The organism is Xanthomonas arboricola (assembly GCF_003353015.1).
In the GTDB taxonomy this organism is placed as follows: domain Bacteria; phylum Pseudomonadota; class Gammaproteobacteria; order Xanthomonadales; family Xanthomonadaceae; genus Xanthomonas; species Xanthomonas arboricola_E.
The window spans coordinates 943946-969376 of record NZ_QREM01000007.1; the positions used below are offsets into that span (position 1 = coordinate 943946).

The following is a 25431-nucleotide window of genomic DNA, read 5'->3' on the forward strand; positions in this document are numbered from 1 at the left end:
GCGCGCGGTTTGCCCGGGCCTCCTGCCCGCTAGAATCCGGCTTTTCCCACCGGATCTGCGCAATGGCCTCGTTCCTGCTCGGCAAAGGCATCACCGACGACATCCCGGTCGTGCTGGAAGGACGCTTCGGTAACCGCCACGGACTGGTGGCCGGCGCCACCGGCACCGGCAAGACCGTGAGCCTGATGACCCTGGCCGAAGGCTTCTCGCGCCTGGGCGTACCGGTATTCCTGGCCGACGTGAAAGGCGATGTCGCCGGCCTGGCGGTTGCCGGCGACGGCGCCGCCGGCGTGCTGCAGCGCGCCACGGAGATCGGCATCGCCGACTACGCGCCGGCCGCCAGCCCGGTGGTGTTCTGGGACCTGTACGGCCAGCTCGGCCACCCGGTGCGTACCACCGTCAGCGAGATGGGCCCCACCCTGCTGGCGCGCATCCTGGAACTCAACGACACCCAGTCCGGCGTGCTCGACATCGTGTTCAAGCTGGCCGACGACCGTGGCCTGCTGTTGCTGGACCTGGACGACCTGCGCGCACTGCTCGCATTGGTGGTGGAAGAACGCAAGGAACTGTCCACCAGTTACGGGCTGGTTTCCAGCCAGTCGGTGGCGGCAATCCAGCGTGCCCTGCTGCGCCTGGCGCAGGAGGGCGGCGAGCACTTCTTCGGCGAGCCGGCGCTGGAGCTGGCCGAGCTGATGCGCGTAGCGCCGGACGGCCGCGGCGTGATCGGCATTCTGGCGGCCAACCAATTGGTGCTCAAGCCGAAGCTGTATTCCACCTTCCTGCTGTGGCTGTTGTCGGAACTGTTCGAGCGCCTGCCCGAGGTGGGCGACCTGGAACAGCCCAGGCTGGTGTTCGTGTTCGACGAGGCGCACCTGCTGTTCGACGACGCGCCGGCGGCGCTGGTGCAGCGGATCGAGCAGGTCGTCCGGCTGATCCGCTCCAAGGGCGTGGGCGTGTATTTCTGTTCGCAGTTTCCCGACGACATCCCGGACACCATCCTCGGCCAGCTGGGCAATCGCGTGCAGCATGCCTTGCGTGCGTTCACCCCGCGCGACCAGAAGGCGGTCAGGACCGCGGCGCAGACCTTCGTGGCCAATTCCAAACTCGATGTCGCCACGGCGATCTCCAGCCTGGGCACCGGCGAGGCACTGGTGTCACCGCTGCACGGCAAGGGCGTGCCGGCGCCGGTGCAGCAGACCTTGATCGCCCCGCCGCGTTGCCGCATGGGCGCCATCAGCGAGACCGAGCGCGCGCAGGTGCGCGCCGCCAGCCCGGTGGGCACCGGCTACGACACCGCGATCAACCGCGAATCGGCCGCCGAGCTGCTGGCGCGCCGCGTCGAACAGGTGGCCGAGCACAACGCCGCACCACCGGCGCGCACCCGCGCGGATGACGACGCGCAAGACAGCGGCTTCGGCAAGGCGGTCAAGGACGCGGTGTTCGGCACCAGCCGCCGCCAGGGCATGCTCGAAACGATGGCCAAGCAGACCTCGCGTACGATCGGCAACAGGATCGGCCAGCAGATCGTGCGCGGCATCTTCGGCAGCATCTTTGGCGGGAAGCGCTGATCGCAACGACACAACCCTGCTTGGGCGATTGCGTGATTGCTTGCCACCAAGCGATACGAGCCAGACATCACACGCAAGCATGCTCTTGCAACGCTACATCCGCACAATCAGGAGACTCGCAAGATGCAAGGATACGCAGCTGCCATCACGTCATTCATCTTGCTTTCCAGCACCGGATCAGTGCTCGCTGAGCAGAAGGCACATCAAGTCGACCCACCCACCGCGTGGCCAGCGAGCAGGCAGCACCTGCTCGCTGGCCATTATGTCGGCAAGCTGCACCCAAACAACACGCAGTGCCAGGCCGTCCGCGCAGAACTTTGGCTTGAAGCCATCAAAGGAAACAAGCAAAGCCGGCACTATATTTTGAAGACGACATGTATCGCACCCAAGACGCAACGCGGCACAGCAAGTACTACTGAACGCGGGCCTTGGTGGCTCGATCAAATGGGAGACGAGTGCCTGATTCTCTCGCGCGACGACGTCTCTGATCTCTCGCTCGACCCGAACATGTATGGATTTCGGATCAACCAGGACACCGGCCCGAATGGACAGCAAGCCGTCTTCTCATTGGCTCAAGACGGCCATAACTGCCATAGCGGCAGTCCACCAGAACACCACGACAAGATGTTGAGACGCGTCCGTTAAGCACGAGCCCAGGGGCAAAGCGCGGCGAACTGGCTGGCTTACATGCTAGTTGCGGCGCGATACATCAGCCCAACACGCCATGCAACTTGGCGTATTGCAGCAACATGATGGTCTTGGCATCGGCGATTTCGCCGGTAGCGATCATCGCCAGCGCTGCATCGAGGGAAAGCTCCAGCACCTCGATCTCCTCGCCGTCTTCCTCGAGCCCGCCGCCCTCGCTGACCTTGTCGCCATCGAAGTATTCGCCGACGAAAAAGTAAAGACGCTCGGTCACCGAGCCCGGGCTCATAAACGCCTCGAACACCTTGCGCACATTGTCGATGCGGTAGCCGGTTTCCTCTTCGGTTTCCTTGCGGATGCAGGTCAGCGCATCGTCCTGGTCCAGCAACCCGGCGCAGGCTTCGATCAGCATGCCGCCGGGGTTGCCGTTGAGCAGCGTCGGCAAACGGAACTGGCGGGTGAGCATCACGGTCTGCCTGGCGCGGCTATACAGCAGGATGGTGGCGCCATTGCCGCGGTCGTAGGCCTCGCGCGACAGGGTCTGCCAGCGGCCGTTCTTGCGCTGGAAATCAAAGGTCACCTTGCGCAGCACGTACCAATTGTCAGACAGCACATCGATGCTGCGCAGGCGGACCTGCGGGTTGCCGGTGGCGGTGGCGGTGGCGGTGGGATCCAAACCAGGCTCCTTGTGGAATAAGCGGGTGTCCTGCGGCGCGGCACTGCTGCCGATGGCGCCACCCGCGACAACTGTCGAGAGAAACGTGCCATCGCCGGCAGAGGCGGGACGGCTCCAGAGGAGGAAGTTTACGTGGACAGTCGACCCACCGGCGCTGGGCACCACTGGAGACTCGACGGACAGACCCGTTTCCGCAGCCAGATCATGCGCCTGCGACATCGGCCAAACGCCCTTTTGCCAGCGTGCCGCAGCTGATCCGCACACTGGGCGACTCGGTCTCCAATCGCTGGGGGTACTGCCGTGCCCACGCCCCTCTGCCACCCCTCGGGCGCCACCGCCACCCCAGCCGTCCCCGGCGACAATCCCCAATTGCATGGCGCCACGCGGCGCCGCACAATCCCTTCACATCACACGCCTGGGGAGCGTCATGGAAGACCGTTTTCGCGCACGCAAGGTGGCCGCGCAGGCCGCGCCGGCACCGTTCTGGACCCGCATTCCTGCCATCGCGAGCTATCCGCTGCGCGGCTCGGCGCTGTACGCATTGATTGCACTGACGCTGTGCAGCGCGCTGCTGGTGCTGCCGGGCATCCTGAAACTGGTGATTGCCGGCGTGCTGGGCACGGCCACCTACACCTATGCCTTCGACATCCTGCGCCATACCGCCGACGGGCAAGCCGACGCTCCGCAGCTGGGCTACAACAGCTTCGACAGCGCGGTGCCGCGGCTGATCCTGCTGGCGTTTGCGCTGGGCATGGTCATCGGTGCGGCAGGCGGGCTGGCGGGCAAACCCGGCTTGACCATCGCGTACCTGGTGGTGCAGTTGCTGCTGCCGGGCATGATGATTGCGCTGGCCATCGACGGCAGCCTGCGCCGCGCGCTCAACCCGGCCGTGGCGATCGACATGGCAATGCGCATCGGCTGGCCGTATCTGGCCGCATACGGTTTGCTGTACGTGATCCAGGGCAGCGCTACCGCAGCGATCTTCATCGCGGTGAAGTACCTGCCGCCGATCGTGCGCGAGGCGACGATCGTGATTGCTTCGATCTGGAGCCTGTTCGCCAGCTTCCACCTGATGGGTTATCTGGTGTACCAGTACCACGAAGAACTGGGCTACGTTCCCAGCAGCGGCGCGGCGTCCGAGCGCGACGACCCGGATCAGCGCCTGCTCGACGAAGCAGAACAGTACGTGCGCGATGGCCATTCCGAGGAAGCATTCCAGGCGCTGCGTGGGGCGGTACGTTCGCGTACGGTGAGCCTGGCGGTGCACGAGCTGTATCAACGCCTGCTGCGTCAACACCATCGCAACGACGAGCTGCGCGAGCACACCCGCCAGTACATCAACCGTCTACTGCAGGAAAGACAGGAGCGCCGCGCGCTCGGCTTGCAGCGCGAAGCGCTGGACGGCGACGCCACGTTTACTCCGCTGACACCTGAGCAGGCCACCGTCCTGGCCGAACGCGCCAAGATGGCCGGACAGTTCCAGCTGGCGACCGACGGCCTGCTTGCGGCCATCGCCGCATGGCCGCGCGATCGGATGATGCCGGCCTGGTCGCTGGATGCAGGCCTGCTGCTGGGCGAACGGTTCGGCCGCGACGAGCAGGCGCGCGACGTGCTGCAAAACGCACTGCCCCACTGCGACGATGATGCCCTGCGCGCAAAGCTGGAAGCCGTGTTGAAAGCGGTGGCGATTCAACCAGCCTGAGCGACCGGCAAAAATTCAAGGTGCAGGGCAGATCCTGATCATCGGTTCATCGTGCGACCTGCACTGCTCGCAGCCGTGCAGACCGACCCTCTCGACTGCTCCGTGCCCGCCCACCGTCGCGACACCGGGTCAACACGGATCACGCTGAAACCACTCACCCGTTCTCCAGCAGAAAGCGCGCCTTGCCGGCCTGCCCCTGCTCGGGAAACTGATCCAGTACATGGCGTAACAAGCGGGTACGCTGCGCGCCGTCCTGTAGCTCACCGTGTCGCAACGCCAGCACGAACCAGTGCTGCGCCAGCTCGTCGCGCGGCACTCCCAGCCCGCCTTCCTTCAACAGACGTTCGGCATCGGCCAGCAATCCAGTGCGCAGGCAGGTGGCGATCAGCGCCATGCGGGCCGATGCCGCGTATTCGATTCCGGCCTTGCTCAGCTCGGCAGCCACCGTCAGCTGGCTGCGCGTCTGTTCGTCGTAATGGGTGTGCAGCTGCAATAGCGTCTGCGCATGCCGCACGCTGTCCTGGCTGCGACCGGCATTGCGCGCGGTGCGGTAGCGCGCGAGCGCCACGTCCAGACGATGCGGCTGCTCGCTGGCCAGCTCCGCCAACAGGCGCTCGGCTTCCGCGTTTTCCATGCGTCCCAGATGCCGCTGCGCGCGCTCCCAGCGATCGTCCACCCGCCCTGCCTCGTCCTCTTCCATAAAGGACGGACGGGTGCGTCGCAACAGCACCAAGACGGCGCCGAGCAGCGCGCCACTGATCAGCCCACCGGCATGCGCCTCGAAGGCGACGTTGCCATTGTCGTTCCATAGCAGGCTGTACAGCTCCCAGCCGAGCCACAGCGGCAGCAGCAGGATCGCCGGCCCGCGCACGTAGTCGAACACCACGAAGAACCAGTAGAAGAAGCGCACCTTGCGCCGGCCCCAGACCACGCAGAACGCCCCCATCAAGGCGGCGATCGCACCGGAGGCGCCCAGGCCACCGCCTGGCGCACCCCAGCGCCACCACAGGCTGGCCGCGCTGGCGCCGAAGCCGCCGAGCAGATACAGCAGCAGGAACCAGCCGCTGCCGATCGCCCCTTCCAGCAAGGTGCCCAGCGCCAGCAGAAACAGCATGTTGCCCAGCAAATGATCGAAGCTGCCATGCAGGAAGGTGGCCGTCAGCATCCTTGCGGGAGACCACTCGGAGCTGCGCTGCAGATGCCGCAGCGTGAACACCCTGGACAGGCGTGCATCGTAGGGGGCGCGCAATGTGCGCCATTCGCGCAGACGCTGCTCGTCCTTGAACAATGCGCCGCTGCGCAATGTCTCTATAAAGGCCAGGTCGTGCATCGTCAGCTGCGCCAGATACGCAAGGCGTTGCCGCGCAGGCACGCTGCCCAGCTTGCCCTGGCGCGCAGCGCGCAGCTTGGCGTCGTTGCTCTGCTCCAGGTAGCGCAGGTGCGCTTGCGCCTCCAAGGCACCCAGACCGGATTCGACGTAATACCGCACCGCGTTTTCGACCAGCGCATCGTCCCTGCGCTGATAGCCCAGGTACACCACCACATTGACCAGCACCAGCAGCAGCGTCACCCAGGGAATGTTCTGGCGCGACCAGGGTTTGTGCAGCGGCATCAGCAGCATGACGACATCCGTGTCCGGGAAGGAGCAAAGCTTCGCCGTGCGGCGGCAGATGCGCAAGCCGGCCATGCGCGCTAGCATCGCGGCCCCGCCGTCCGACACACCGCCCATGAGCCGCTGGCGTCCGCCTGCCGAAAAAAGCACCGCGCTGATCACGCCCGACGGCCACGCCCGGCTCAAGGCCGAGCTGGAAGAGCTCTGGCGCGTGCGCCGGCCGGAGGTGGTGCGTGCGCTGGCTGCCGCCGCGGCCGAAGGCGACCGCTCGGAGAATGCCGAGTACACCTATCGCAAGAAGCAGCTCGGCGAGATCGACCGCCGCGTGCGCTACCTGAGCAAACGGCTGGAAGCGCTGCGCGTGGTGGACACCGCGCCGACCGATCCGCGGGCGGTGTTCTTCGGCGCGCAGGTGGAGCTGGAAGATGCCGACAGCGGCGAACTGCTGCGCTACCGCATCGTCGGCCCTGACGAAACCGATGCTGCGCGCGGCTGGATCAGCATCGACTCGCCGCTGGCGCGCGCCTTGCTGAAAAAACGCGTGGACGACGAATTCGACGCGCAGCTACCGTCGGGCAAGCACAGCTTCGTGGTGGTGTCGGTGGATTACGCCAGCCAGTAGCCACCTGCTTGCAATCGCCTGAGGTGTAGGAGCGCACTTGTGCGCGATGGAGCGTTATCGATAACGCCCCATCGCGCGCAAGCGCGCTCCTACGGACCGATGTGTACGAACCGGGGCCCGGTTACACCATCTGCAGATTCAACGAGCGTCCTTGCTGGATCGCGACATTGGCCGGCAATGCATCGCCGAACAGATCGTGCTCGTCGCTGTCGGTGATCTCCACATCGACCAGGTCGCCGACCTTCAAGCCGCGCTCGCCGCCGTTCTGGATATGCACCAGGCCATCGATCTCCGGTGCGTCCGCGCGCGAGCGCGCCACCGCGATATCGTCTTCGACCAGGTCGACCAGGCATTGCTGCACGCTGCCGATCTTCGCCTCCAGCCGCGCGGCAGAAATTTCCGCCTGCCGGGCCATGAAGCGCGCCAGGCGCTCCTGCTTGAGCTCTTCCGGCACCTGATCCGGCAGCGCGTTGGCGCTGGCGCCTTCCACCGGGGAATAGGCAAACGCACCGACGCGGTCCAGCTGGGCCTGATCCAGGAAGTCGAGCAGGGATTCGAATTCGGCATCGGTCTCGCCGGGAAAACCGACGATGAAAGTGGAGCGCACCGTGATCTCCGGGCACATCGCCTTCCAGCGCTGCACGCGCTCGAGGGTTTTTTCCACTGCGCCCGGGCGCTTCATCAGCTTGAGGATGCGCGGGCTGGCGTGCTGGAACGGGATGTCCAGATACGGCAGCAGCTTGCCTTCGGCCATCAGCGGAATCACATCGTCCACGTGCGGGTACGGATAGACGTAGTGCAGGCGCGTCCACACGCCCAGCTCCGACAGGCCTTCGCACAGCGCCTTCATGCGGGTCTGGTACATGCGGTCGCGCCACGGGCGCTCGGCATATTTCAGATCCACGCCGTAGGCCGAGGTGTCCTGCGAGACCACCAGCAATTCCTTGACCCCGCCGCGCACCAGCCGCTCGGCTTCGCGCAGGACCTCATCCACGGGACGCGAGGCCAGGTCGCCGCGCATCGAGGGAATGATGCAGAAGCTGCAGCGGTGGTTGCAGCCTTCGGAAATCTTCAGGTACGCGTAATGCCGCGGGGTCAGCTTGATGCCGTAGTCGGGCACCAGGTCCACGAACGGGTCGTGGCGCGGCGGCAACGCGGCGTGCACCGCCTCCATCACGCTCTGGTAGTCCTGCGGGCCGGACACCGCCAGCACCTGCGGGTAGGCCTCGCGGATCTGCTCCGGGCGCTTGCCCAGGCAGCCGGTGACGATCACCTTGCCGTTGGCGTTCATCGCCTCGCCGATCGCGTCCAGCGATTCGGTCACCGCCGAATCGATGAAACCGCAGGTATTGACCACCACCACGTCGGCAGCGTCGTAGCTGGGCACGATGTCGTAGCCCTCCACGCGCAGCTGGGTGAGGATGCGTTCGGAGTCGACGAGCGCCTTCGGACAGCCAAGGCTGACGAAGCCGACTTTGGGGTTCAGCTGGGACATGGAAGCAGGAGCCTGGGAACGGAGCGGCCTGGGGCCTGAGTGGAGCAATTATAGCGGCGCGCGGGCAGCGCTCTGAACCGCGCGCCGGGCAAGCAATCTCATCTTAGCGAGTCCCTCACCTGCAGCGCCGCCGATCCGGTCGATAATGGCCGCCTTCCCCCTTACCGCAGCAGGAGTTCCCATGGGTCACTGGACCACGCTCGACACCCCCGACGGCCAGGTCGCCGCCTGGCACGCCACCCCGACCACCAGCCCGCGCGGCGGCCTGGTGGTGATCCAGGAGATCTTCGGCGTCAACGACCATATCCGCGCGGTGGCCGAGGACTACGCCGCGCGCGGCTACGAAGTACTGGCGCCGGCCTTCTTCGACCTGGAAGAGAAGGACGTGCAGCTGCCCTACGACCAGGAAAGCCTGCAGCGCGGCCTGGCACTGGCCAATGCGGTCGGCCTGGAACGCGCGGTGGAGGTGGTCAAATCCGCTGCAACCCTGCTCAGCCGCGCCGGCAAGGTCGGTACCGTGGGCTATTGCTGGGGCGGCTCGGTGGCGCTGCTGTCGGCGATCCGCCTGGGGCTGCCCTCGGTGAGCTATTACGGCGGCCGCAACACCCAGCTGCTGGACGAAACTCCGACCGCACCGGTGATGTTCCACTTCGGCGAGCAGGACAGCAGCATTCCGCCGGAGGCGATCCAGGCCCACCGCGAGAAGCTGCCGCAGATGGAGACCTTCGTGTATCCCGCCGGCCACGCCTTCAACCGCAGCATCGACCCGAACCACTACGACGCCGACAGTGCCGAGCGCGCGCTGCAGCGCACCCTGGGCTTCTTCGAAGCGCACCTGGGATGAGCGGGACCGTAGCGGCCGCGGGGGAGAGCGGCTTCCAGCCCGATGCGCGGCTGGCCGCAGACAGCGTGTTCGTCGCCGACGGACCGCTGTCGCAGGTGCGGCTGATGGACGACAGCCGCTTCCCGTGGCTGCTGCTGGTGCCGCGGGTGGCCGATGCCAGCGAGTGGATCGATCTGGATGGCGGCCAGCAGCGCCTGTTGCTGGCCGAGATCAACCAGCTCTCGCAGCTGCTGCGGGTCGAACCCGGGGTCGCCAAGCTCAATATCGGCGCGCTGGGCAACATCGTGCGGCAGTTGCATGTGCACCTGATCGGCCGGCATCCGGGCGATGCGGCATGGCCCGGCCCGGTCTGGGGCAGCGGCAGCGCGCAGCGCTTCGACCCCGATACGCTGCAGCAGCGTGTCGCTGCGTGGGCGCAGCGGCTACGATAGGCGCCCGCCTCACAACCACCTTCCCGCATGAAATCCAATGTCGTCGCCGCGCTGATCCTGATCCTCGTCGGCCTGCTGTTCCTGGCCAACAACCTGGGCTGGACCAATGTCAGTCTTGGCCGGCTGATCGCCACCTGGTGGCCGGCGGCGTTGGTCGCCTGCGGCGTGGGGATGTTGTTTGGGCGCGGCAAATAGCCGGGAATCGGGAATCGGGAATCGTTAAGAGCGCGCTTCTGGCGCTGTTGATTCCCGAACTATCCGGCCGTAGCTGCTGATCTGTCACTGATTGGACGCGGCAATGCGCCTTGGCGCGCGGCCCTATGGCCTGTGCGCATGATCGGCGTCAGCTCCCATGAATATGGAATGGAGCGATTCCAGCAGTCGATCAGCCCCAGCGCCTGGTCAGAGCGCCGACATCCCTTCTCCCATCGGGAGAAGGTGCCCCGAAGGGGCGGATGAGGGGACGCGCGAAGCCTCATGCGCTAGCCGACTGCACCCGGACAAAGCCAGGGCTCCTGTATCCCTGGGACTGCCGGCGAACACGACACGGCCACCAATGCAGCCATGACCTTGCGGCCTTGCCGACATGACGTCTGTCATCCGCACGTGTTGACTTCCGGCACCTGATCGACGGGCGTGTTGCGCGCAGCATGGCCTCCTACCTACCGAGGAGGCCACCATGCACTATCGCCTGATTCCCGCCCTGTTCCTGATCGCGCTGGGCACGCTGTTCCTGCTGGACAACCTCGGGCTGGCCCGTCTCGATGTGGGCCACCTGGTGTCGGCCTGGTGGCCGGCGTTGCTGATCGCCGCGGGCGTGCGCCACCTGCTGCGCTACCGCGAGCGGGCGACCGCCACCTGCTGAGGGTCGCGGCCGCACCACGGCATCAGGTGCGCGGCAGGGTCACGCCGGTCTGGCCCTGGTACTTGCCGCCGCGGTCCTTGTACGAGGTCTCGCAGACCTCGTCGGACTGGAAGAACAGCATCTGCGCCACGCCTTCGTTGGCGTAGATGCGCGCCGGCAGCGGCGTGGTGTTGCTGAATTCCAGGGTCACGTGGCCTTCCCACTCCGGTTCCAGCGGAGTGACGTTGACGATGATGCCGCAGCGCGCATAGGTGCTCTTGCCCAGGCACACCACCAGGGTGTCGCGCGGAATGCGGAAATATTCCACCGTGCGCGCCAGCGCAAAACTGTTCGGCGGGATGATGCACACATCCGATTCGATATCGACAAAGCTGCCCGGATCGAAGTGCTTGGGGTCGACAATGGTCGAGTTGATGTTGGTGAAGATCTTGAACTCGCGCGAGCAGCGCACGTCGTACCCATAGCTGGAGGTGCCGAAGCTGACGATGCGCTGGCCGGCGGCATCGTGCTTGATCTGCCCGGGTTCGAACGGCTCGATCATCGCGTGCTGTTCGGCCATGCGCTTGATCCAGCGGTCGCTCTTGATGCTCATGCGGTGTTCCTTGAAGACGGAAGGCGGCAGGCCGAGCGGCCCGCGCGAAAGGCAGCGAATTCTAGCAAGCGGTCGGCACCAGCGGCCGGCCTGCGCGCTACAGCAACGACGCCGAAATCGGGATGCTGGCGCGCGGACGCTTGCCCAGCTCCTCGGACAGCCGCGCTGCGGCAGCCAGATAGGCCTGCGCTGCCGCCGACTCCGGCGCGGCCACCACGATCGGCTGGCCGGCATCGCCCTGCTCGCGGATCGCGATCGCCAATGGCAACGAACCGAGCAGGGGCACACCGTACTGCGCGGCCATGCGCTCGCCGCCACCTTCGCCGAACAGGTGCTCGCGGTGACCACAGCTGGAGCAGGTATGCACCGCCATGTTCTCGACGATACCGAGCACCGGCACATCCACCTTTTCGAACATCTTCAAGGCCTTGCGCGCATCCAGCGTGGCGATGTCCTGTGGCGTGGTGACGATCACCGCACCGGCCACCGGGATCTTCTGCGACAAGGTCAGCTGGATGTCGCCGGTGCCTGGCGGCAGGTCGATCAACAGGTAATCCAGGTCGTCCCACAGCGTGTCGTTGAACAGCTGGGTCAGCGCCGAGGTGGCCATCGGCCCGCGCCAGATCATCGGCGTGTCCTGATCGACCAGCAGGCCGATCGACATCGCCTCGATGCCGAACGCGCGCAACGGCTCGATCGACTTGTTGTCCGGGCTGTCCGGCCGCCCGCTCAGGCCCAGCATCGCCGGCACGCTCGGCCCGTAGATGTCCGCATCCAGCACGCCGACGCGCGCGCCCTGCTGACGCAAGGCCAGCGCCAGATTCACCGCCGTGGTGGACTTGCCCACCCCACCCTTGCCGGAGCCGACCGCGATCACATTGCGGATCCGCGGATGCGGCGCCAGCGCGCCCTGTACCGCATGTGCGGGAATTCTGCGTTCGCCGGTCATGCGCCTGCGCTCCGGAAGAGATCGATCGCGTTGCTTGAAGCGCGTTGCACCATCGTCTTCATTGCCTGCCTGATTGCTCGTGCGCTGCCACCGCAGCGATGGCTGCATCGCCAGCGGCAACACTGGAAAGATCGCAAGTTTACCGAACCGGCCAGGGGCAGAGACGTTGCGGGCGTCATTGGCCAGGCGCACCGAAGACGCGCGCATGTGTCGGGTCGCGACATATTTAACAAATGTAGACACATGATTAAGTAATTGTTACGTGCGGAATCCAGTTCAGCCAGCGCTCAGCGAGCACAGCTGTTTCGCAAAAATCCCAGCGAGGAATCCGCAAGGTCATGTCGAGCCGTCTTCCGCAACACACCCAGCGTCATCGTTTGAGCACCGCGTTGTTTGCCGTGCTGGCCGCGTCTGCCGGCCATGCCGCCGCACAGTCGGAAAGCGGAGTCGCGCCCGGCACCACCGACCTGGACAAGGTCACCGTCACCGGCTCGCGTATTGCGCGTACCGGCTTTGTCACGCCCTCGCCGGTCACCGCGATCAGTGCCGAGGAAATCCGCGCCACCGGTGCGACCACCATCAGCGACCTGATGGCGCGCATGCCCGCGCTTGCACCGAGCTACACGCTGGGCAACTCCACCCGCTTCATCGGCACTGCCGGGCTGGGCCTGCTCGACCTGCGTGGCATGGGCGTGGACCGCACCCTGGTCCTGGTCAACGGCCGCCGCCACGTGGGTTCGAGCCCGGGCTCGACCGCGGTGGACGTCAACACGATTCCGGTGGAATGGGTCGAACGCGTGGAAGTCATCACCGGTGGCGCCTCGGCCGTGTACGGCGCCGACGCGGTGGCCGGCGTGGTCAACTTCATCCTCAAGAAGAACTTCACCGGGTTCGAGACGCGCGCGCAGACCGGCCTGGCCAATGAGGGCAACTACAACCGCTCGTTTGCCAGCTTTTCCGCCGGCACCGACTTTGCCGAAGGCCGCGGCAACATCGCGATCTCGGGCGAGTACAGCAAGCAGGACCGCTTCGGCCGCGGCAACCGCGCCATCGGCCGCGAGTATCTGGTGTCGGTTCCTAACCCGGGGTTCGATCCGAGCCAACCGCCGAGCGAGCGCAATCCGCAGAACGTGCTCAGCGGCCCGGGCGGCAATCATTCCACGTCCTACGGCGGCACCTTCAACCTGGGCACCTTCGATTTCCGCAACCCGGCCAGCTATGGCAACCGCTACCTGTTCAACCAGGACGGCAGCTTCCGCCGCAACCGCTACAACGGCACGGTGGTCAGCAACACCTCGTGCGTGAATTGCGATTTCGTTGATCTGAATGCGGTCGCCGACCTGCAGCCCGGCTTCGATCGCAAGAGCGTCAATACCATGATCAACTTCGAGGTCAGCGAGAACCATCGCCTGTTCTTCGAAGGCAAGTACAGCGAAACCGATTCGGAATTCTTCGGCCAGCCGGCCTTCGACAGTTCGCTGCGCGTGCGTCGCCAGAATCCGTATGTCAGCCCCGAACTCGGTGCGCTGATGGATTCGCGCGGTGCCACGCAGATCCTGATGAACCGCTTCAACGTCGATGCCGGCCGTCGCGGCGAGAACATCGAACGCAAGACCTATCGCGCAGTGCTCGGTGCCGAAGGCAACTTCACCGACAACTGGAGCTACGACGTGTCTGCCAACTACGGCAAGACCACCGTCGACCGCCTGAACCTCAACAACCGCATCAACGAGCGCTGGCAGGCCGGTATCGACGCCGCGCGCGATGCCAGCGGCAATATCGTCTGCCGCACCACGCTGGATCCGAACGCGATCAATCCGAACACCAACCGCGTCTATTCGGCGCTGGCACGCGAAGGCTGCGTGCCGTTTAGTGTGTTCGGCAACGGCGCGGTGACCCCGGAAGCAGCGGCGTGGTTCAACACCACCGCGCGCTCGCAGGCCAAGATCCAGCAGACCGTGTTCAGCGCCTCGGTGGCCAACAGCAACCTGCTGTCGCTGCCGGCCGGCGACATCGGCTTTGCCGGCGGCGTGGAGTACCGCAAGGAGCAGAGCGAAGAGATCACCGATCCGCTGGCGGCCTCGGGCGCGACCTTCCTCAATGCCATCCCCAATAGCGGTGGCGAGTACACCGTCAAGGAAATCTTCGTCGAGAGCACCATTCCATTGCTCGCCGGCCTGCCCGGCGTGGACCGGTTGGCACTGGACGTGGCAGGCCGCTATTCGGACTACGACAGCATCGGCTCGACCAAGACCTGGAACGTGGGCCTGGACTGGACCATCATCCCGTCGCTGCGTCTGCGCGGCACCGTGGCACAGGCAGTGCGCGCGCCCAGCATCGGTGAGCTGTACGACTCGCAGAGCGAAAACTTCGCGACCATCAACGATCCCTGCAACTACCTGCCGACCAATTCCAATCGCCCCGGTACCGCCGGCGACGTGGCATTGCGCCAGGCCAATTGCAGTGCGCTGGGCGTGCCGGTGGGCTGGATCGATACCTTCACCTCCACCCGCCCCGGCGTCAGCGGCGGCAACCCGGAGCTGAAGCCGGAGCGCGCGCGCAGCCTGTCCTATGGCCTGGTGTGGCAACCGGAGTTCTTCGAAGGCTTCGGCATGTCGATCGACTACTGGCGCATCGACCTGCAGGACGCGATCGGCACGGTGACCGCAGAGACCAATGCCACGCGCTGCGTGGACAATCCCGGCGGCATCGACAACAGCTTCTGCGGCTTCGTGCAGCGCGCCCCGCTGGGCGGATTCACCGACCCGCAGGGCCGCATCTATCCCGAGCACAGCATCATCGGCTGGCAGGCGCTCAATGAAAACCTGTCACGCTCGCGGCGTGTGGGCGTGGATCTGGAAATGGATTACCGCTTCCAGCTCGGCGAAGGCAACACAGTGCTGCGCCTGGTCGGTACGCGCCTGATCCAGTCGCGCGAATGGGTGTTCCAGGACTTCCCGGCCGAATACGACGAGTACGTGACCTACGTGACCGACCCGCGCTGGCGCGCGCAGTTCCAGACCAAGTACAACTGGAACGAATGGCGTGCCTCGTGGGACATGAACTATGTGGACGGCAACCTGCGCGTGACGCCGGAGAGCTACAACAGCAATCCGGGCTCGGCCAGCCCGATCAAGAACGGCTCGTACACCTACCACAACTTCCAGTTCGGCTATCAGTTCCCCGGCTCGAAGATCGACGTCTACCTGGGCATCGACAATGCCTTCGACAAGGATCCGCCGCGTAACTACTTTGGCTCGGACTTCACCTCTGCGCTGTACGACAACGTCGGGCGGTTCTTCTACCTGGGCACGACAGTCCGGTTCTGAGGCCTGTTGACGCTGCATCGAAAAGACCCCGCTCGACGGGGTCTTTTTTTGGATCACGTGTCAGATGAAACCAGCCCGGCAGGCTCGGCGATCCGCGATGGATGGAGCCTCACCGTAGCGCTCGGCAATCCCGGCGCAAGTTCATGCCGCGTTGCGCTGCATGCGAAAAATGAATAGCTGTGCATGCAACGTGCGGACTCATTTGCAGGGCCGGGATTTGTGCGCAGATCCGCACATTCGATGCGGATCTCACCCTTTTCATTAACGAATCATTCAAAGCGCTTGCGACCGGGGCCACAGATTCATTACGTTCGGGTTAAGGCCATCTGACTGTCCGATGACCGCCACTTCTCCCGATACCCAGTTGAAAGGTTAGGAATGAGCAATCAATTTCGTCGCCACGCCCTCAAGCGCACTGCCCTGGCAGTCGTGCTCGGCGCCTGTCTCGCCAACGGTGCAGTCTACGCACAGAGCACGACCGGCAGCATCTACGGTAGCGCTCCTTCGGAAGCGGGCAGCACCATCGTTGTGCAGAGCGACACCGGCCTCAGCCGCACGATCACCATCGACGCCAATGGCCGTTACAACCTCGGCTCGCTGCCGGTCGGCGCCTACACCGTCACCTTGAAGCGTGGCGATCAGGTCGTCGACACCCGCAACAACGTGCAGTTGCGCGTCGGATCCGGCACCGAGGTGTCGTTTGCTGGCGCAGCTGCCTCTGGCGGTAACGCCGATGCGACCACGCTAGGGGCAATCACCGTCACCGCCGCCAATGCACCGAAGATCGACGTCAGCTCCACCAGCTCGCGCTCGGTGATCACCTCCGAACAGCTGGCAACCCTGCCGCTGGGCCGTAGTGCCGAAGCGATTGCGTTGTTGGCGCCGGGTGCCATCTCCGGAAGTGGTGCTTTCAACAACGGGTCGCGCTCCACCATCTCCTTTGGCGGCGCGGGTGTGACGGAAAACGCTTATTACATCAACGGCGTTAACGTCACCAACCCTTTCAATAACCTAGGCGGGCTCAGCCTACCTTATGGCGCCATCGACCAGCAGGAAACCTATACAGGCGGTTACAGCGCAAAATACGGCCGCTCGACCGGCGGCGTCATCAGCCAGGTGGGCAAGCGCGGCACCAACGAATGGCATTTCGGAGCGCAGGCGGTGTGGGAACCCAAGTCGCTGGCGAGTTCGCGTGGCGATGCCTGGTATCCGAATAGCACGCTTCCGGCCGACTATGGATATGAAGATGATCAACTGCCAGGGACGATTTACCGTCGCGGCAAAGGCGATGTGCAGAATAGAACGGTCTATAGCGCCTACGCAGGTGGTCCCCTGATCGAAGATCGCTTGTTCCTGTTCGTGGCTGGCGAATCCGACAAAGTGGATGGCGCGACCACCAATATCGCGACGGCCGCGAAAGATCAGGGACGTAACCATTACGAGAACAGTTCGCCGAAGTTCTACGGCAAACTGGACTGGAATATCAATGACAGCAATATTTTAGAATATACGCGCATCGAAAATAACGACCGACGTTCTGGCGTATACAACAACTATGACTACGCAACACTTACGGATCAGGGCCCTTCTGGCTTGTTCACGGATACGTACAAGCTCAAAGACAGTGTCGATATCGTCAAGTTCACCAGTTACATCACAGACGACCTGACCCTCAATGCAACGTGGGGACGCGATACTCAGCACAACCAACAGTTCAATCCCGGCGCATCGGCATTGCCCAACATCGCCAGTTCGACTCTACAGGACCCCGCAATCACCGGAGGTCGGCGCATCACCAACGGGCAGGCCACCACGACGGTCAAGGCGGCAGACCCGATCAATAAGAGCCGCAATCTGCGCCTGGAGCTGAACTATCGCCTGGGCGATCATGATTTGACCGCCGGCGTGGATAATATGTACTTCAATGCTTACGACGAAGGCGTGTTTACCAGTGGTCCAGGGTATCGCTGGATCTACGGCAGGCAGGACGATCCCAGCGAACCCATCAATGGTGCTCTGGGCGTCGGCCCCTCCGGAGGTAATGGCTACTTCGTGAACCGCCGTATCTTGACCACAGTCACCAGCATGGCCGTCGAGCAAAAGGCCTACTACTTGGAAGATCGGTGGCAGGTCAACGATAACTGGCTCCTCACGCTGGGTATCCGCAACGACAAGTTCACCAACTACAACAGCGATCATGTGGCTTACGTAGATAGTGGTGACCAGTGGGCTCCGCGCGTCGGGGTGAGCTGGGATGTCTTTGGCGACTCCTCCTTCAAGTTGTTCGCCAATGTCGGTCGCTACTATCTGGCGCTGCCCAATCAGGTCGCCATTCGCGGGGCATCGGCCTCGACGTTCACGAACGAATATTTCACTTACACCGGGATCGACGCCAACGGCGAACCGACCGGACTGGCTGCACTTGGCCCCGGCCCGGTCTCCTCCAATGGCGAATATGGTCAAGCCCCGGATCCGAACTCGTTCGCGCCAAGCGATCTGAAGTCGCAGTATCAAGACGAGTTCCTGATCGGCTTCGAAAAGACGCTTGGCGAGAAGTGGAATTCAGGCGCCAAAGTCACCTACCGTAAATTGCAGACCGCGATCGACGATGTCTGCGATCCAGGACGCATGTCCGATACGTTGGAAGCAGCTGGCGGCGACCCGAGTAGCGTGGCCATTCCTGGTTGCGTAATGTTCAATCCTGGCGAAACCAATACCTACAACCTTGCCAACAACGATGGCTCTGGCTACACCCAGCTGCGGATGTCGCAGTCCGATTGGGGCTTCACCGACAAGGCCAAGCGCAACTACGTTGCCGTGGATCTATTCATCGAGCATCCCTTCGATGAAAAGTGGTATGGCCGTGTCGACTACACCTGGTCGCACCTGTACGGCAACACCGAAGGACAGGTGAAGTCGGATCTTGGGCAAGCAGACATTTCCAAAACCCAGGATTGGGACGCAGCCCAGCTGATGTACTACGCCGGTGGCAATCTGGCCAACGATCGTCGCCATCAGTTGAAGGCGTTCGGCGCCTACCAATTCACTCCAGAATGGCTGGCATCTGCCACGGTCAGGGTGATGTCGGGCACACCGAAGTCATGCCTGGGTTATTACGCCGGCCCTGACGCTGCAGCGGTGAATTACGATCCGGTCGGTTATGGTTCTTCGTATCACTACTGCTACGGTCAACCTGTATCTGCGGGCGGCGCTGGCGAGACTCCATGGATCAAAAATCTCGATCTAGGCGTCACGTATCGTCCAGGCTTCGCCGATCACAAGTTGGCGTTGTCGCTGAATGTGTTCAATGTACTGAATGACCGTTCGGTCAATCGCGTCTCCAGCACCAATGAAGTCACTCGCCGAACCGTGTCCAACACGTATGGGCTTGGCACCGAAGCCTGGAGCTACAACCAGCCGCGCTACATGCGTCTGACTGCGTCCTACGATTTCTGATTGTTTGATCGCGTGCAAAGGCGAAGGTGGGTTCACTCACCTTCACCCTGCAGACGTACTGCCTCTGGCCCCGGTCTTTCCGGGGCCTTTTTTTGGGCTGCCACCGCTGGCAGCATCAGCTACCCAACATCACCCGCGCCGCATTATGCCCAGGCGCTCCGGTCACCCCGCCACCGGGATGCGTGCCGGACCCGCATAGATACAGCCCGGGAATCGCACCGCGATAGGCGCCCTGCCCCAGCATCGGGCGTGCGCTGAAGAGTTGGTTGAGGCTGAGGGCGCCGTGGAAGATGTCACCGCCGATCAGCCCGAAGATGCGTTCCAGATCGAGCGGGCTGAGGATCTGCCGGCCCAGTATCGAGGCCGCGAATCCGGGTGCGTAGCGCTCGACCATCGCAATCATCAACTCGGCAACTTCCTCACGATGATCGTCCCAATGCCGGCCATCCGGCAGCTGCGGCGCCACGTGCTGGCAGAACAGGCTGGCCACGTGTTGACCGGGCGGTGCCAGCGTGTCGTCCAGCGTGCTGGGAATCAGCAACTCGACCACCGGCTCGCGTGACCATCCCGAAGCGCGCGCGTCCTGCCAGGCACGATCCATGTAATCCAGGCTCGGCGCCAGGATGATCCCGGCAGTCAGATGATCGCCCGTGCCGGGCAAGGCGGTGAAATCCGGCAGCCGCGAGAGCGCGACATTCATACGGAACGTGCCCGATCCGCAGCGGTAATGCGCCATGCGTTCACGTGTCGCCGTGGGGACATCGTCTGGCTGCATCAAACGCTGATACAGCAGCTTCGGATTGACATTGGCCACTACTGCACGCGCACGCAGCGTCTCTCCTTGAACGGTGATGACACCGACCGCACGCCCCTGCTCCACCAGCACGCGCTCCACCGCACAGCCGGTACGAATCGTCACGCCAGAGTCGCGCGCACTGGCAGCCATCGCCTGGGTGATCGCACCCATGCCGCCGATGGCGTGTCCCCAGGCGCCCTTGACGCCATTGCTTTGCCCGAACACGTGATGCAACAACACGTAGGCGGTGCCAGGCGTGTAGGGGCTGGCGTAATTGCCGACGATGCCGTCGAAGCCGAATAGCGCCTTGATCGGCGCGCTTTCGAACCAGCGATCCAGATACTCGGCAGCCGAAATCGTGAACAGGTCGAGCAACTCCTGCCGCAACGCGAGCGGTAGCTCCTGCAGCTGCAGCCCCAGCTTGCCCGCGCGCCATAGCTGCGGCAACGCGCGCAGCCATCCAGCATCGGTGACATCGGGCGGCGGCTGCAATGCCAGCGCACGCAAGACATCGGCCAGTTGCTCCAGACGCGCTTCGTAGGCAGGCAGCGCAGCGGCATCACGTGCGGAGAATTTGCCGACTTCCAGAGCCGTGCGCCCTGCGCCGGCCAGCAGGTACTCGCCATTGGGCAGCGGCAGGAAGTTGTTGAGGCGGCGCGCCACCACGCGCAGGCCATGTCGCTCCAGGTCAAGATCGGCGATGACCTTGGGTTGCAGCAACGACACCGTGTACGCTGCCACCGAGTTGCGAAACCCCGGATGGAATTCTTCGGTGACCGCTGCGCCGCCAACAACGTCGCGCGCTTCCAGCACCAGCACCCGCTTGCCGGCCTTGGCCAGGTAGGCGGCGCAGACCAGCCCATTGTGGCCCGCGCCGATAATCAGGGCATCCAACGGTTCGGAAGCGGTAGACATGCGCTTGTATATAGCACTGCTTGCACAGCCGGACCATTGGGCTTTCGCGGCCATCAAGATGGCTGTCCGGCTATAGAAATCGACGGTCAGGCCAGGAGACCAAGAACGGGGTCCGAAGCCACAGCGCGCAGGACTCGCAAACGTCGGATTGCCACTGCGCCGGGTGTCCTGCGCAGGACTGCCGCCCATCCGGACAACGTCAGGCCGGTTCACCTACACACGCTGCACCCATGACCTTCGACACCATGCCATCCGGCTGGCGAAGCGTAGAGTGCCGGCCACAGCTCCGGCGACGGGGCTTCCCACATCTGCTCCTGGAGCCCTTTGTGATTCGTACACCTCATTTGTTGACCCTGTCCCTGGCCGTGGCCGCCGCGCTGAGCGGTTGCAAGAAATCCGAAGACGCCGCGCCGGCCGCGCCCGCGGCCAACACCGCCGCAAGCGTCCCGGCGGCTCCCAAGACGCTGACCCTGGACCAGAGCAAACTGCCGGCCGTGAACCAGTTCACCGCCGCCGATCTGGACCCCACCGGCAACGCCTGCACCGACCTGAACGCCTACGCCAACGCCAAGTTCCTGGCCGCCAACCCGGTGCCGGGCGATCGCACCAGCTGGGGCGCGTTCGAGATGCTCGACGAGCGCTCCAATGCGATCCAGCAGCAGCTGGTCGAACAGGCGGCGGCCGACACCAGCGCCACCGGCGTGGAAAAGATCGTCGGCGACCTGTGGTCCACCGGCATGGACGAGGCCAAGATCAATGCCCAGGGCATCGCGCCGCTGAAGCCGGAACTGGCCGCGATCGACGCCATCAGCGACCAGGCCAAGCTGGTCGACTATCTGCGCAGCAGCGCGGCCAAGGGCAACAACGAGCTGTTCAGCTTCGGCGCCGAGGCGGACTTCAAGCAGTCCAGCCAGAACATCGCCTACGCGATGCAGGGCGGCCTGGGCCTGCCAGATCCGGAGTACTACACCAGCGCCGCCAACAAGGCCAAGCTGGAGGCCTACCAGGCCCACGTGGCCAAGGTGCTGGAACTGTCCGGCGTGGCCGCGGCCGATGCCGCCGCGCAGGCCAAGCAGGTGGTCGCGTTCGAGACCCGTCTGGCCAAGGTCTCCAAGACCAGCACCCAGATGTCGCGCGATGCGTCGCTGGCCTACAACCCGATCTCGCCGGCCGATGCCGACAAGCTGACCCCCAACTGGTCGTGGACGGAGTTCTTCAAGTCGCAGGGCATCCCCACTCCGGCGATGTTCTCGCTGGCGATCCCGGCCTTCCACCAGGAAGTGAGCAAGATGATCGCCGACACCGATCCGGCGATCTGGCGCGCCTACCTGCGCTTCCACACCGTCGATGGCGCCTCGCCGTTCCTCAGCCAGCCGTTCGTCGATGAGAACTTCGCGTTCTACAACCAGACCCTGCGCGGGCAGAAGCAGATCAAGCCGCGCTGGAAGCGCGTGCTGGCCACCATCAACGGCCAGACCGGCGAAGCGCTGGGCCAGATGTACGTCAAGGTCGCGTTCCCGGCCGATTCCAAGGCCAAGATGGAAACCCTGGTGACCAACCTGCGCACCGCGCTGAAGGCCCGCATCGAAAAGCTGGACTGGATGAGCCCGGAGACCAAGACCAAGGCGATCGCCAAGTGGGAAAGCTTCACGCCCAAGATCGGCTACCCGGAAAAGTGGCGCGAGTGGAACGGCTTGAGCACCAGCCGCGACAGCTACCTGGGCAACGTGATGGCCGCGGCCGAATACAACTACAAGTGGAACCTGTCCAAGATCGGCAAGCCGGTGGACAAGACCGAATGGGGCATGAGCCCGCAGACGGTCAACGCCTACTACAACCCGCTGCAGAACGAGATCGTGTTCCCGGCCGCGATCCTGCAGCCGCCTTTCTTCGACCCGAATGCGCCGGAGGAAATGAACTACGGCGGCATCGGTGCGGTGATCGGGCATGAGATGACCCACGGCTACGACGACCAAGGCAGCCGCTTCGGTGCCGACGGCAACTTCATCGCCGATCCGGGCTGGTGGACGCAGAAGGACCTGGACGCGTTCAAGGCGCGTACCGGCAAGCTGGTCGCGCAGTTCGACGGCTACCGCACCCCGGCCGGCGACAAGGTCAAGGGCGACCTGACCCTGGGCGAAAACATCGCCGACCTGGGCGGCCTCAACACCGCCTACGACGCGATGAAGACCGCCACCGCCGGCAAGGACGATCCCAAGACCGACGGCATCACCCGTGACCAGCGCTTCTTCCTCAACTGGGCCACGGTGTGGCGCCGCAACTTCACTCCGGAAGAACTGGTGGTGCGCCTGAAGACCGATCCGCACGCACCGGCCAACTTCCGCGCCATCGGCGCCCCGTCGAACATGCCGGCGTTTGCCGCCGCGTTCTCGTGCAAGGCCGGCGATCCGATGGTGCGCCAGGGCGACAAGCAGGTGGTGATCTGGTAACTGCACGGTAGCTGCAAACAACGGGGGCGGCGATCGAGGGATCGTCGCCCCTTTGTTTTGCGGCAGTGGAGCGCGATGCCGCCAAGATCGCGCGCTACGCCTGCAGGTGGCAGATCCAAGACGTGCATCGCGCATCGGACACGGCTTGCTGCAGGTGGCGCAACTTCTGCAGGCCGCGTCTTTTTGCGTCTGCCCCCTGCCATTTACGCGCTCAGGCGGCCTGCTGCGGCGCACCCTTGTTCCTTTTTCGGGCCATGCGGTCGGGCATCGGTGACCCACCCTTCATCGCCTTCAAAAACAAGTCTCAACAAAGCTCACGCCTGCGTGCCGGCACGGCAGCGCCGGCCTATCCTCGGCGCTCCTTCCTGCCCGTTTCCGCCATGTCAGCCATCAAGACCTCGACACTCGCCCTCAGCCTGCTGATCGCACTGGCCGGCTGCAAGCGCGCATCCGACGACGGCAGCGCCACGAAGACGCCGGACACGCTGGCGCCTGCCGCGACCGTCGCCCCATCCAAGTCGGCGCTGGACATCGGCGAACTGGATCCGACAACAAGCGCATGCCAGGACCTGGACAATTTCGTCAACGAAAAATGGCGCAAGGCCAACCCGATTCCGGCAGATCGCACCAGTTGGGGCGTCAGCGACATCCTGACTGAACAAAGCAAACTCGTGCAGCGCGACATCGCTGAAACGGCAGCCAGGCAAGCAGGCGCACAGGCCGATCCGGTGGCCCGCAAGATCGGCATGCTGTATGCGTCGGGCATGGACGAAGCCGCGATCGAGGCTGCGGGTGACCAACCGATCCGTCGGCAACTGGACGCCATCGCCGCGCTGACCTCCGGCAGGCAGGTCGCCGATTACATCACCGGCCGCTACGCAGAGGGCGACGCGCAGGTCTTCTACTTCGGCGCCGGCGCCGATTTCCACACGGCGGACATGCAGATTGCCTTCGCCACCGAGGGCGGCCTGGGTCTGCCGACCAAGGAGTACTACAGCGCCGCCGAGTACGCGCCCATCCGTGCGGCGTATCTGGACTACATCGCCAAGTCGCTCGAACTCACCGGCATTGTCAAAGACGCAGCGCGTGCGCAAGCCAACGACGTGCTTGCGCTGGAAACGCGCCTGGCGGCTGCTACGTTGAGCCGGGTCGAGGCACGTCAACCGCAGAATCAGTATCACTTCGTCAGCCTGGCCGAAGCGGACAAACTGACGCCGCACTTCTCCTGGACGCGCTTCTTCGCCGCCCAGGGCGTGGACGCAGGATCCGGCTTCTCGCTGTCGCATCCGCGCTTCTTCGCAGAGTTCGACCATCAGCTCGCCAGCGCTCCGGTCGCGCAATGGCAGGCCTACCTGCGCTTCCATACCATCGACGATGCATCCGGCGACCTCAGCAAGCCCTTCGCCGACAACAACTTTGCGTTCTACGGCAAAACGCTGCACGGGCAACCGGAACAGGAACCCCGCTGGAAGCGCGTGCTGCGCAGGGTCAATACCAGCATGGGCGAAGGCCTGGGCCAGCTGTATGTGGCCAGGATGTTCACCCCCGAAGCCAAGCAGCGCGCCAGCGAGCTGGTGGACAACATTCGCGCTGCGCTCAAGGTGCGTATCGAACACGTCGACTGGATGAGCGCGCAGACCAAGGCCAAGGCCCTGGCCAAGTGGCAAACCTTCCAGCCGAAGATCGGCTACCCCGATACCTGGCGCGACTGGTCCGGGCTGGAGATCGTTCCCGGCGCGTACCACCGCAATCTGCAGGCGGCGGCCACATTCAACTATCGCTACGACATCGCCCAGATCGGCAAGCCGACCGACCGCACCCGTTGGGCGATGACCCCGCAGACCGTCAACGCCTACTACGACCCCAGCGCCAACTCCATCAACTTCCCGGCAGGCATCCTGCAGCCACCGTTCTTCGACCCCAAGGCCGACGATGCCCTCAACTATGGCGGTATCGGTGCAACGATCGGGCATGAAGCCATGCACGGCTTCGACGACCAGGGCAGCCAGTTCGATGGTGCGGGCAACAACGTGAACTGGTGGACGCCACAGGATCGCAAGGTATTCGAGCAGCGGGCCGATGCCCTGGTTCGACAGTTCGATGCCTACGCTCCACTGCCCGACCACCCCGACCTGCACGTCAATGGCAAGCTCACCCTTGGCGAAAACATCGCCGATCTGGGCGGCACCAATGTCGCCTACGACGCGCTACAGGTTGCATTGCGGGCGCATCCCGAGCGGGCAGCCGCCATCGATGGCTACACTCCGGATCAACGCTTTTTCCTGGGGTTTGCGCTCAGCTGGCGCGGGCAGAAGCGTGAGAAGCAGCAACTGGTCGATCTGGCAAGCAACCTGCATGCCCCCGACAACCTGCGCGCGAACGCCTCGCCGTCCAACATGCCGCAGTTCGCCCAAGCCTTCGCCTGCAAGCCCGGCGATGCGATGGTGCGCCCGGACAAGGACCGCGTGGTGATCTGGTAACCGG

The 25431-nt window shown here is 64.3% G+C and carries 18 protein-coding genes; 12 read left to right on the forward strand and 6 right to left on the reverse strand.

Annotated features, from left to right (window positions below):
• The first annotated feature begins 62 nt into the window (after positions 1–62).
• Together C0541_RS07495 and C0541_RS07500 are read left to right on the forward strand one after the other, a co-directional pair.
• Positions 63–1568, forward strand: coding sequence for a helicase HerA-like domain-containing protein (locus C0541_RS07495; protein WP_115047097.1), 1506 nt, complete (start codon positions 63–65; stop codon positions 1566–1568).
• A gap of 36 nt (positions 1569–1604) precedes the next feature.
• Positions 1605–2213, forward strand: coding sequence for a hypothetical protein (locus tag C0541_RS07500; RefSeq protein ID WP_115047099.1), 609 nt, complete (start codon positions 1605–1607; stop codon positions 2211–2213).
• Between the two features lie 64 nt (positions 2214–2277).
• Here the strand turns inward: C0541_RS07500 and C0541_RS07505 are convergent, their stop codons facing one another.
• Entirely contained in the window at positions 2278–2889 is a 612-nt protein-coding gene (locus C0541_RS07505; protein WP_115047101.1) for an NUDIX domain-containing protein, read from the reverse strand.
• 427 nt (positions 2890–3316) lie between these two features.
• Between C0541_RS07505 and C0541_RS07510 the strand changes: the two genes are divergently transcribed.
• Positions 3317–4591 carry a DUF4013 domain-containing protein gene (locus tag C0541_RS07510; RefSeq protein ID WP_161959937.1) on the forward strand — a complete coding sequence of 425 codons (1275 nt, stop codon included), beginning with the start codon at positions 3317–3319 and terminating at the stop codon, positions 4589–4591.
• Positions 4592–4745: 154 nt separating this feature from the next.
• Here C0541_RS07510 and C0541_RS07520 read toward each other — a convergent pair whose 3' ends face one another.
• The gene (locus C0541_RS07520; RefSeq protein ID WP_161959938.1) at positions 4746–6212 is read right to left on the reverse strand and encodes a rhomboid family intramembrane serine protease; all 1467 of its coding nucleotides are present in this window, start codon (positions 6210–6212) and stop codon (positions 4746–4748) included.
• A gap of 106 nt (positions 6213–6318) precedes the next feature.
• On the opposite strand from C0541_RS07520, the gene greB reads away from it, so the two are divergent.
• On the forward strand, positions 6319–6825 hold the full coding sequence (gene greB, locus C0541_RS07525) for a transcription elongation factor GreB (RefSeq protein WP_115047105.1): 507 nt from the start codon (positions 6319–6321) through the stop codon (positions 6823–6825).
• Between the two features lie 121 nt (positions 6826–6946).
• Here the strand turns inward: greB and rimO are convergent, their stop codons facing one another.
• Positions 6947–8320 carry a 30S ribosomal protein S12 methylthiotransferase RimO gene (gene rimO / locus C0541_RS07530; RefSeq protein WP_115047106.1) on the reverse strand — a complete coding sequence of 458 codons (1374 nt, stop codon included), beginning with the start codon at positions 8318–8320 and terminating at the stop codon, positions 6947–6949.
• Positions 8321–8501: 181 nt separating this feature from the next.
• Between rimO and C0541_RS07535 the strand changes: the two genes are divergently transcribed.
• The 4 genes from C0541_RS07535 to C0541_RS07550 all read left to right on the forward strand — a co-directional run bounded on the left by C0541_RS07535 (position 8502) and on the right by C0541_RS07550 (position 10460).
• The gene (locus C0541_RS07535) at positions 8502–9164 is read left to right on the forward strand and encodes a dienelactone hydrolase family protein (protein WP_115047108.1); all 663 of its coding nucleotides are present in this window, start codon (positions 8502–8504) and stop codon (positions 9162–9164) included.
• Positions 9161–9595, forward strand: a complete 435-nt coding sequence (locus C0541_RS07540; protein ID WP_115047110.1) for an HIT domain-containing protein — start codon at positions 9161–9163, stop codon at positions 9593–9595. The genes C0541_RS07535 and C0541_RS07540 overlap by 4 nt, the downstream gene beginning before the upstream one ends.
• A 27-nt stretch (positions 9596–9622) precedes the next feature.
• Complete coding sequence (locus tag C0541_RS21020; RefSeq protein WP_006452352.1) at positions 9623–9790, forward strand: LiaI-LiaF-like domain-containing protein; 168 nt, start codon at positions 9623–9625, stop codon at positions 9788–9790.
• Positions 9791–10274: 484 nt separating this feature from the next.
• The gene (locus tag C0541_RS07550) at positions 10275–10460 is read left to right on the forward strand and encodes a LiaI-LiaF-like domain-containing protein (RefSeq protein WP_115047112.1); all 186 of its coding nucleotides are present in this window, start codon (positions 10275–10277) and stop codon (positions 10458–10460) included.
• A gap of 22 nt (positions 10461–10482) precedes the next feature.
• On the opposite strand, the gene dcd is transcribed toward C0541_RS07550, so the two are convergent.
• Positions 10483–11052 (reverse strand): dCTP deaminase, encoded by a 570-nt coding sequence (gene dcd / locus C0541_RS07555; RefSeq protein ID WP_010366727.1) that lies wholly within the window; start codon positions 11050–11052, stop codon positions 10483–10485.
• Between the two features lie 97 nt (positions 11053–11149).
• On the reverse strand, positions 11150–12001 hold the full coding sequence (apbC, locus tag C0541_RS07565) for an iron-sulfur cluster carrier protein ApbC (RefSeq protein ID WP_115047388.1): 852 nt from the start codon (positions 11999–12001) through the stop codon (positions 11150–11152).
• A 338-nt stretch (positions 12002–12339) separates the two neighbouring features.
• On the opposite strand from apbC, the gene C0541_RS07570 reads away from it, so the two are divergent.
• Together C0541_RS07570 and C0541_RS07575 are read left to right on the forward strand one after the other, a co-directional pair.
• Positions 12340–15330, forward strand: coding sequence for a TonB-dependent receptor plug domain-containing protein (locus C0541_RS07570; RefSeq protein ID WP_115047113.1), 2991 nt, complete (start codon positions 12340–12342; stop codon positions 15328–15330).
• A gap of 378 nt (positions 15331–15708) precedes the next feature.
• Positions 15709–18786 (forward strand): TonB-dependent receptor, encoded by a 3078-nt coding sequence (locus C0541_RS07575; protein WP_115047115.1) that lies wholly within the window; start codon positions 15709–15711, stop codon positions 18784–18786.
• Positions 18787–18901: 115 nt separating this feature from the next.
• Here the strand turns inward: C0541_RS07575 and C0541_RS07580 are convergent, their stop codons facing one another.
• Complete coding sequence (locus C0541_RS07580) at positions 18902–20497, reverse strand: phytoene desaturase family protein (protein WP_115047117.1); 1596 nt, start codon at positions 20495–20497, stop codon at positions 18902–18904.
• A gap of 347 nt (positions 20498–20844) precedes the next feature.
• Between C0541_RS07580 and C0541_RS07585 the strand changes: the two genes are divergently transcribed.
• Positions 20845–22947 (forward strand): M13 family metallopeptidase, encoded by a 2103-nt coding sequence (locus C0541_RS07585; protein ID WP_161959939.1) that lies wholly within the window; start codon positions 20845–20847, stop codon positions 22945–22947.
• A gap of 380 nt (positions 22948–23327) precedes the next feature.
• Entirely contained in the window at positions 23328–25427 is a 2100-nt protein-coding gene (locus C0541_RS07590; RefSeq protein WP_115047119.1) for a M13 family metallopeptidase, read from the forward strand.
• The last annotated feature ends 4 nt before the right edge of the window (positions 25428–25431 follow it).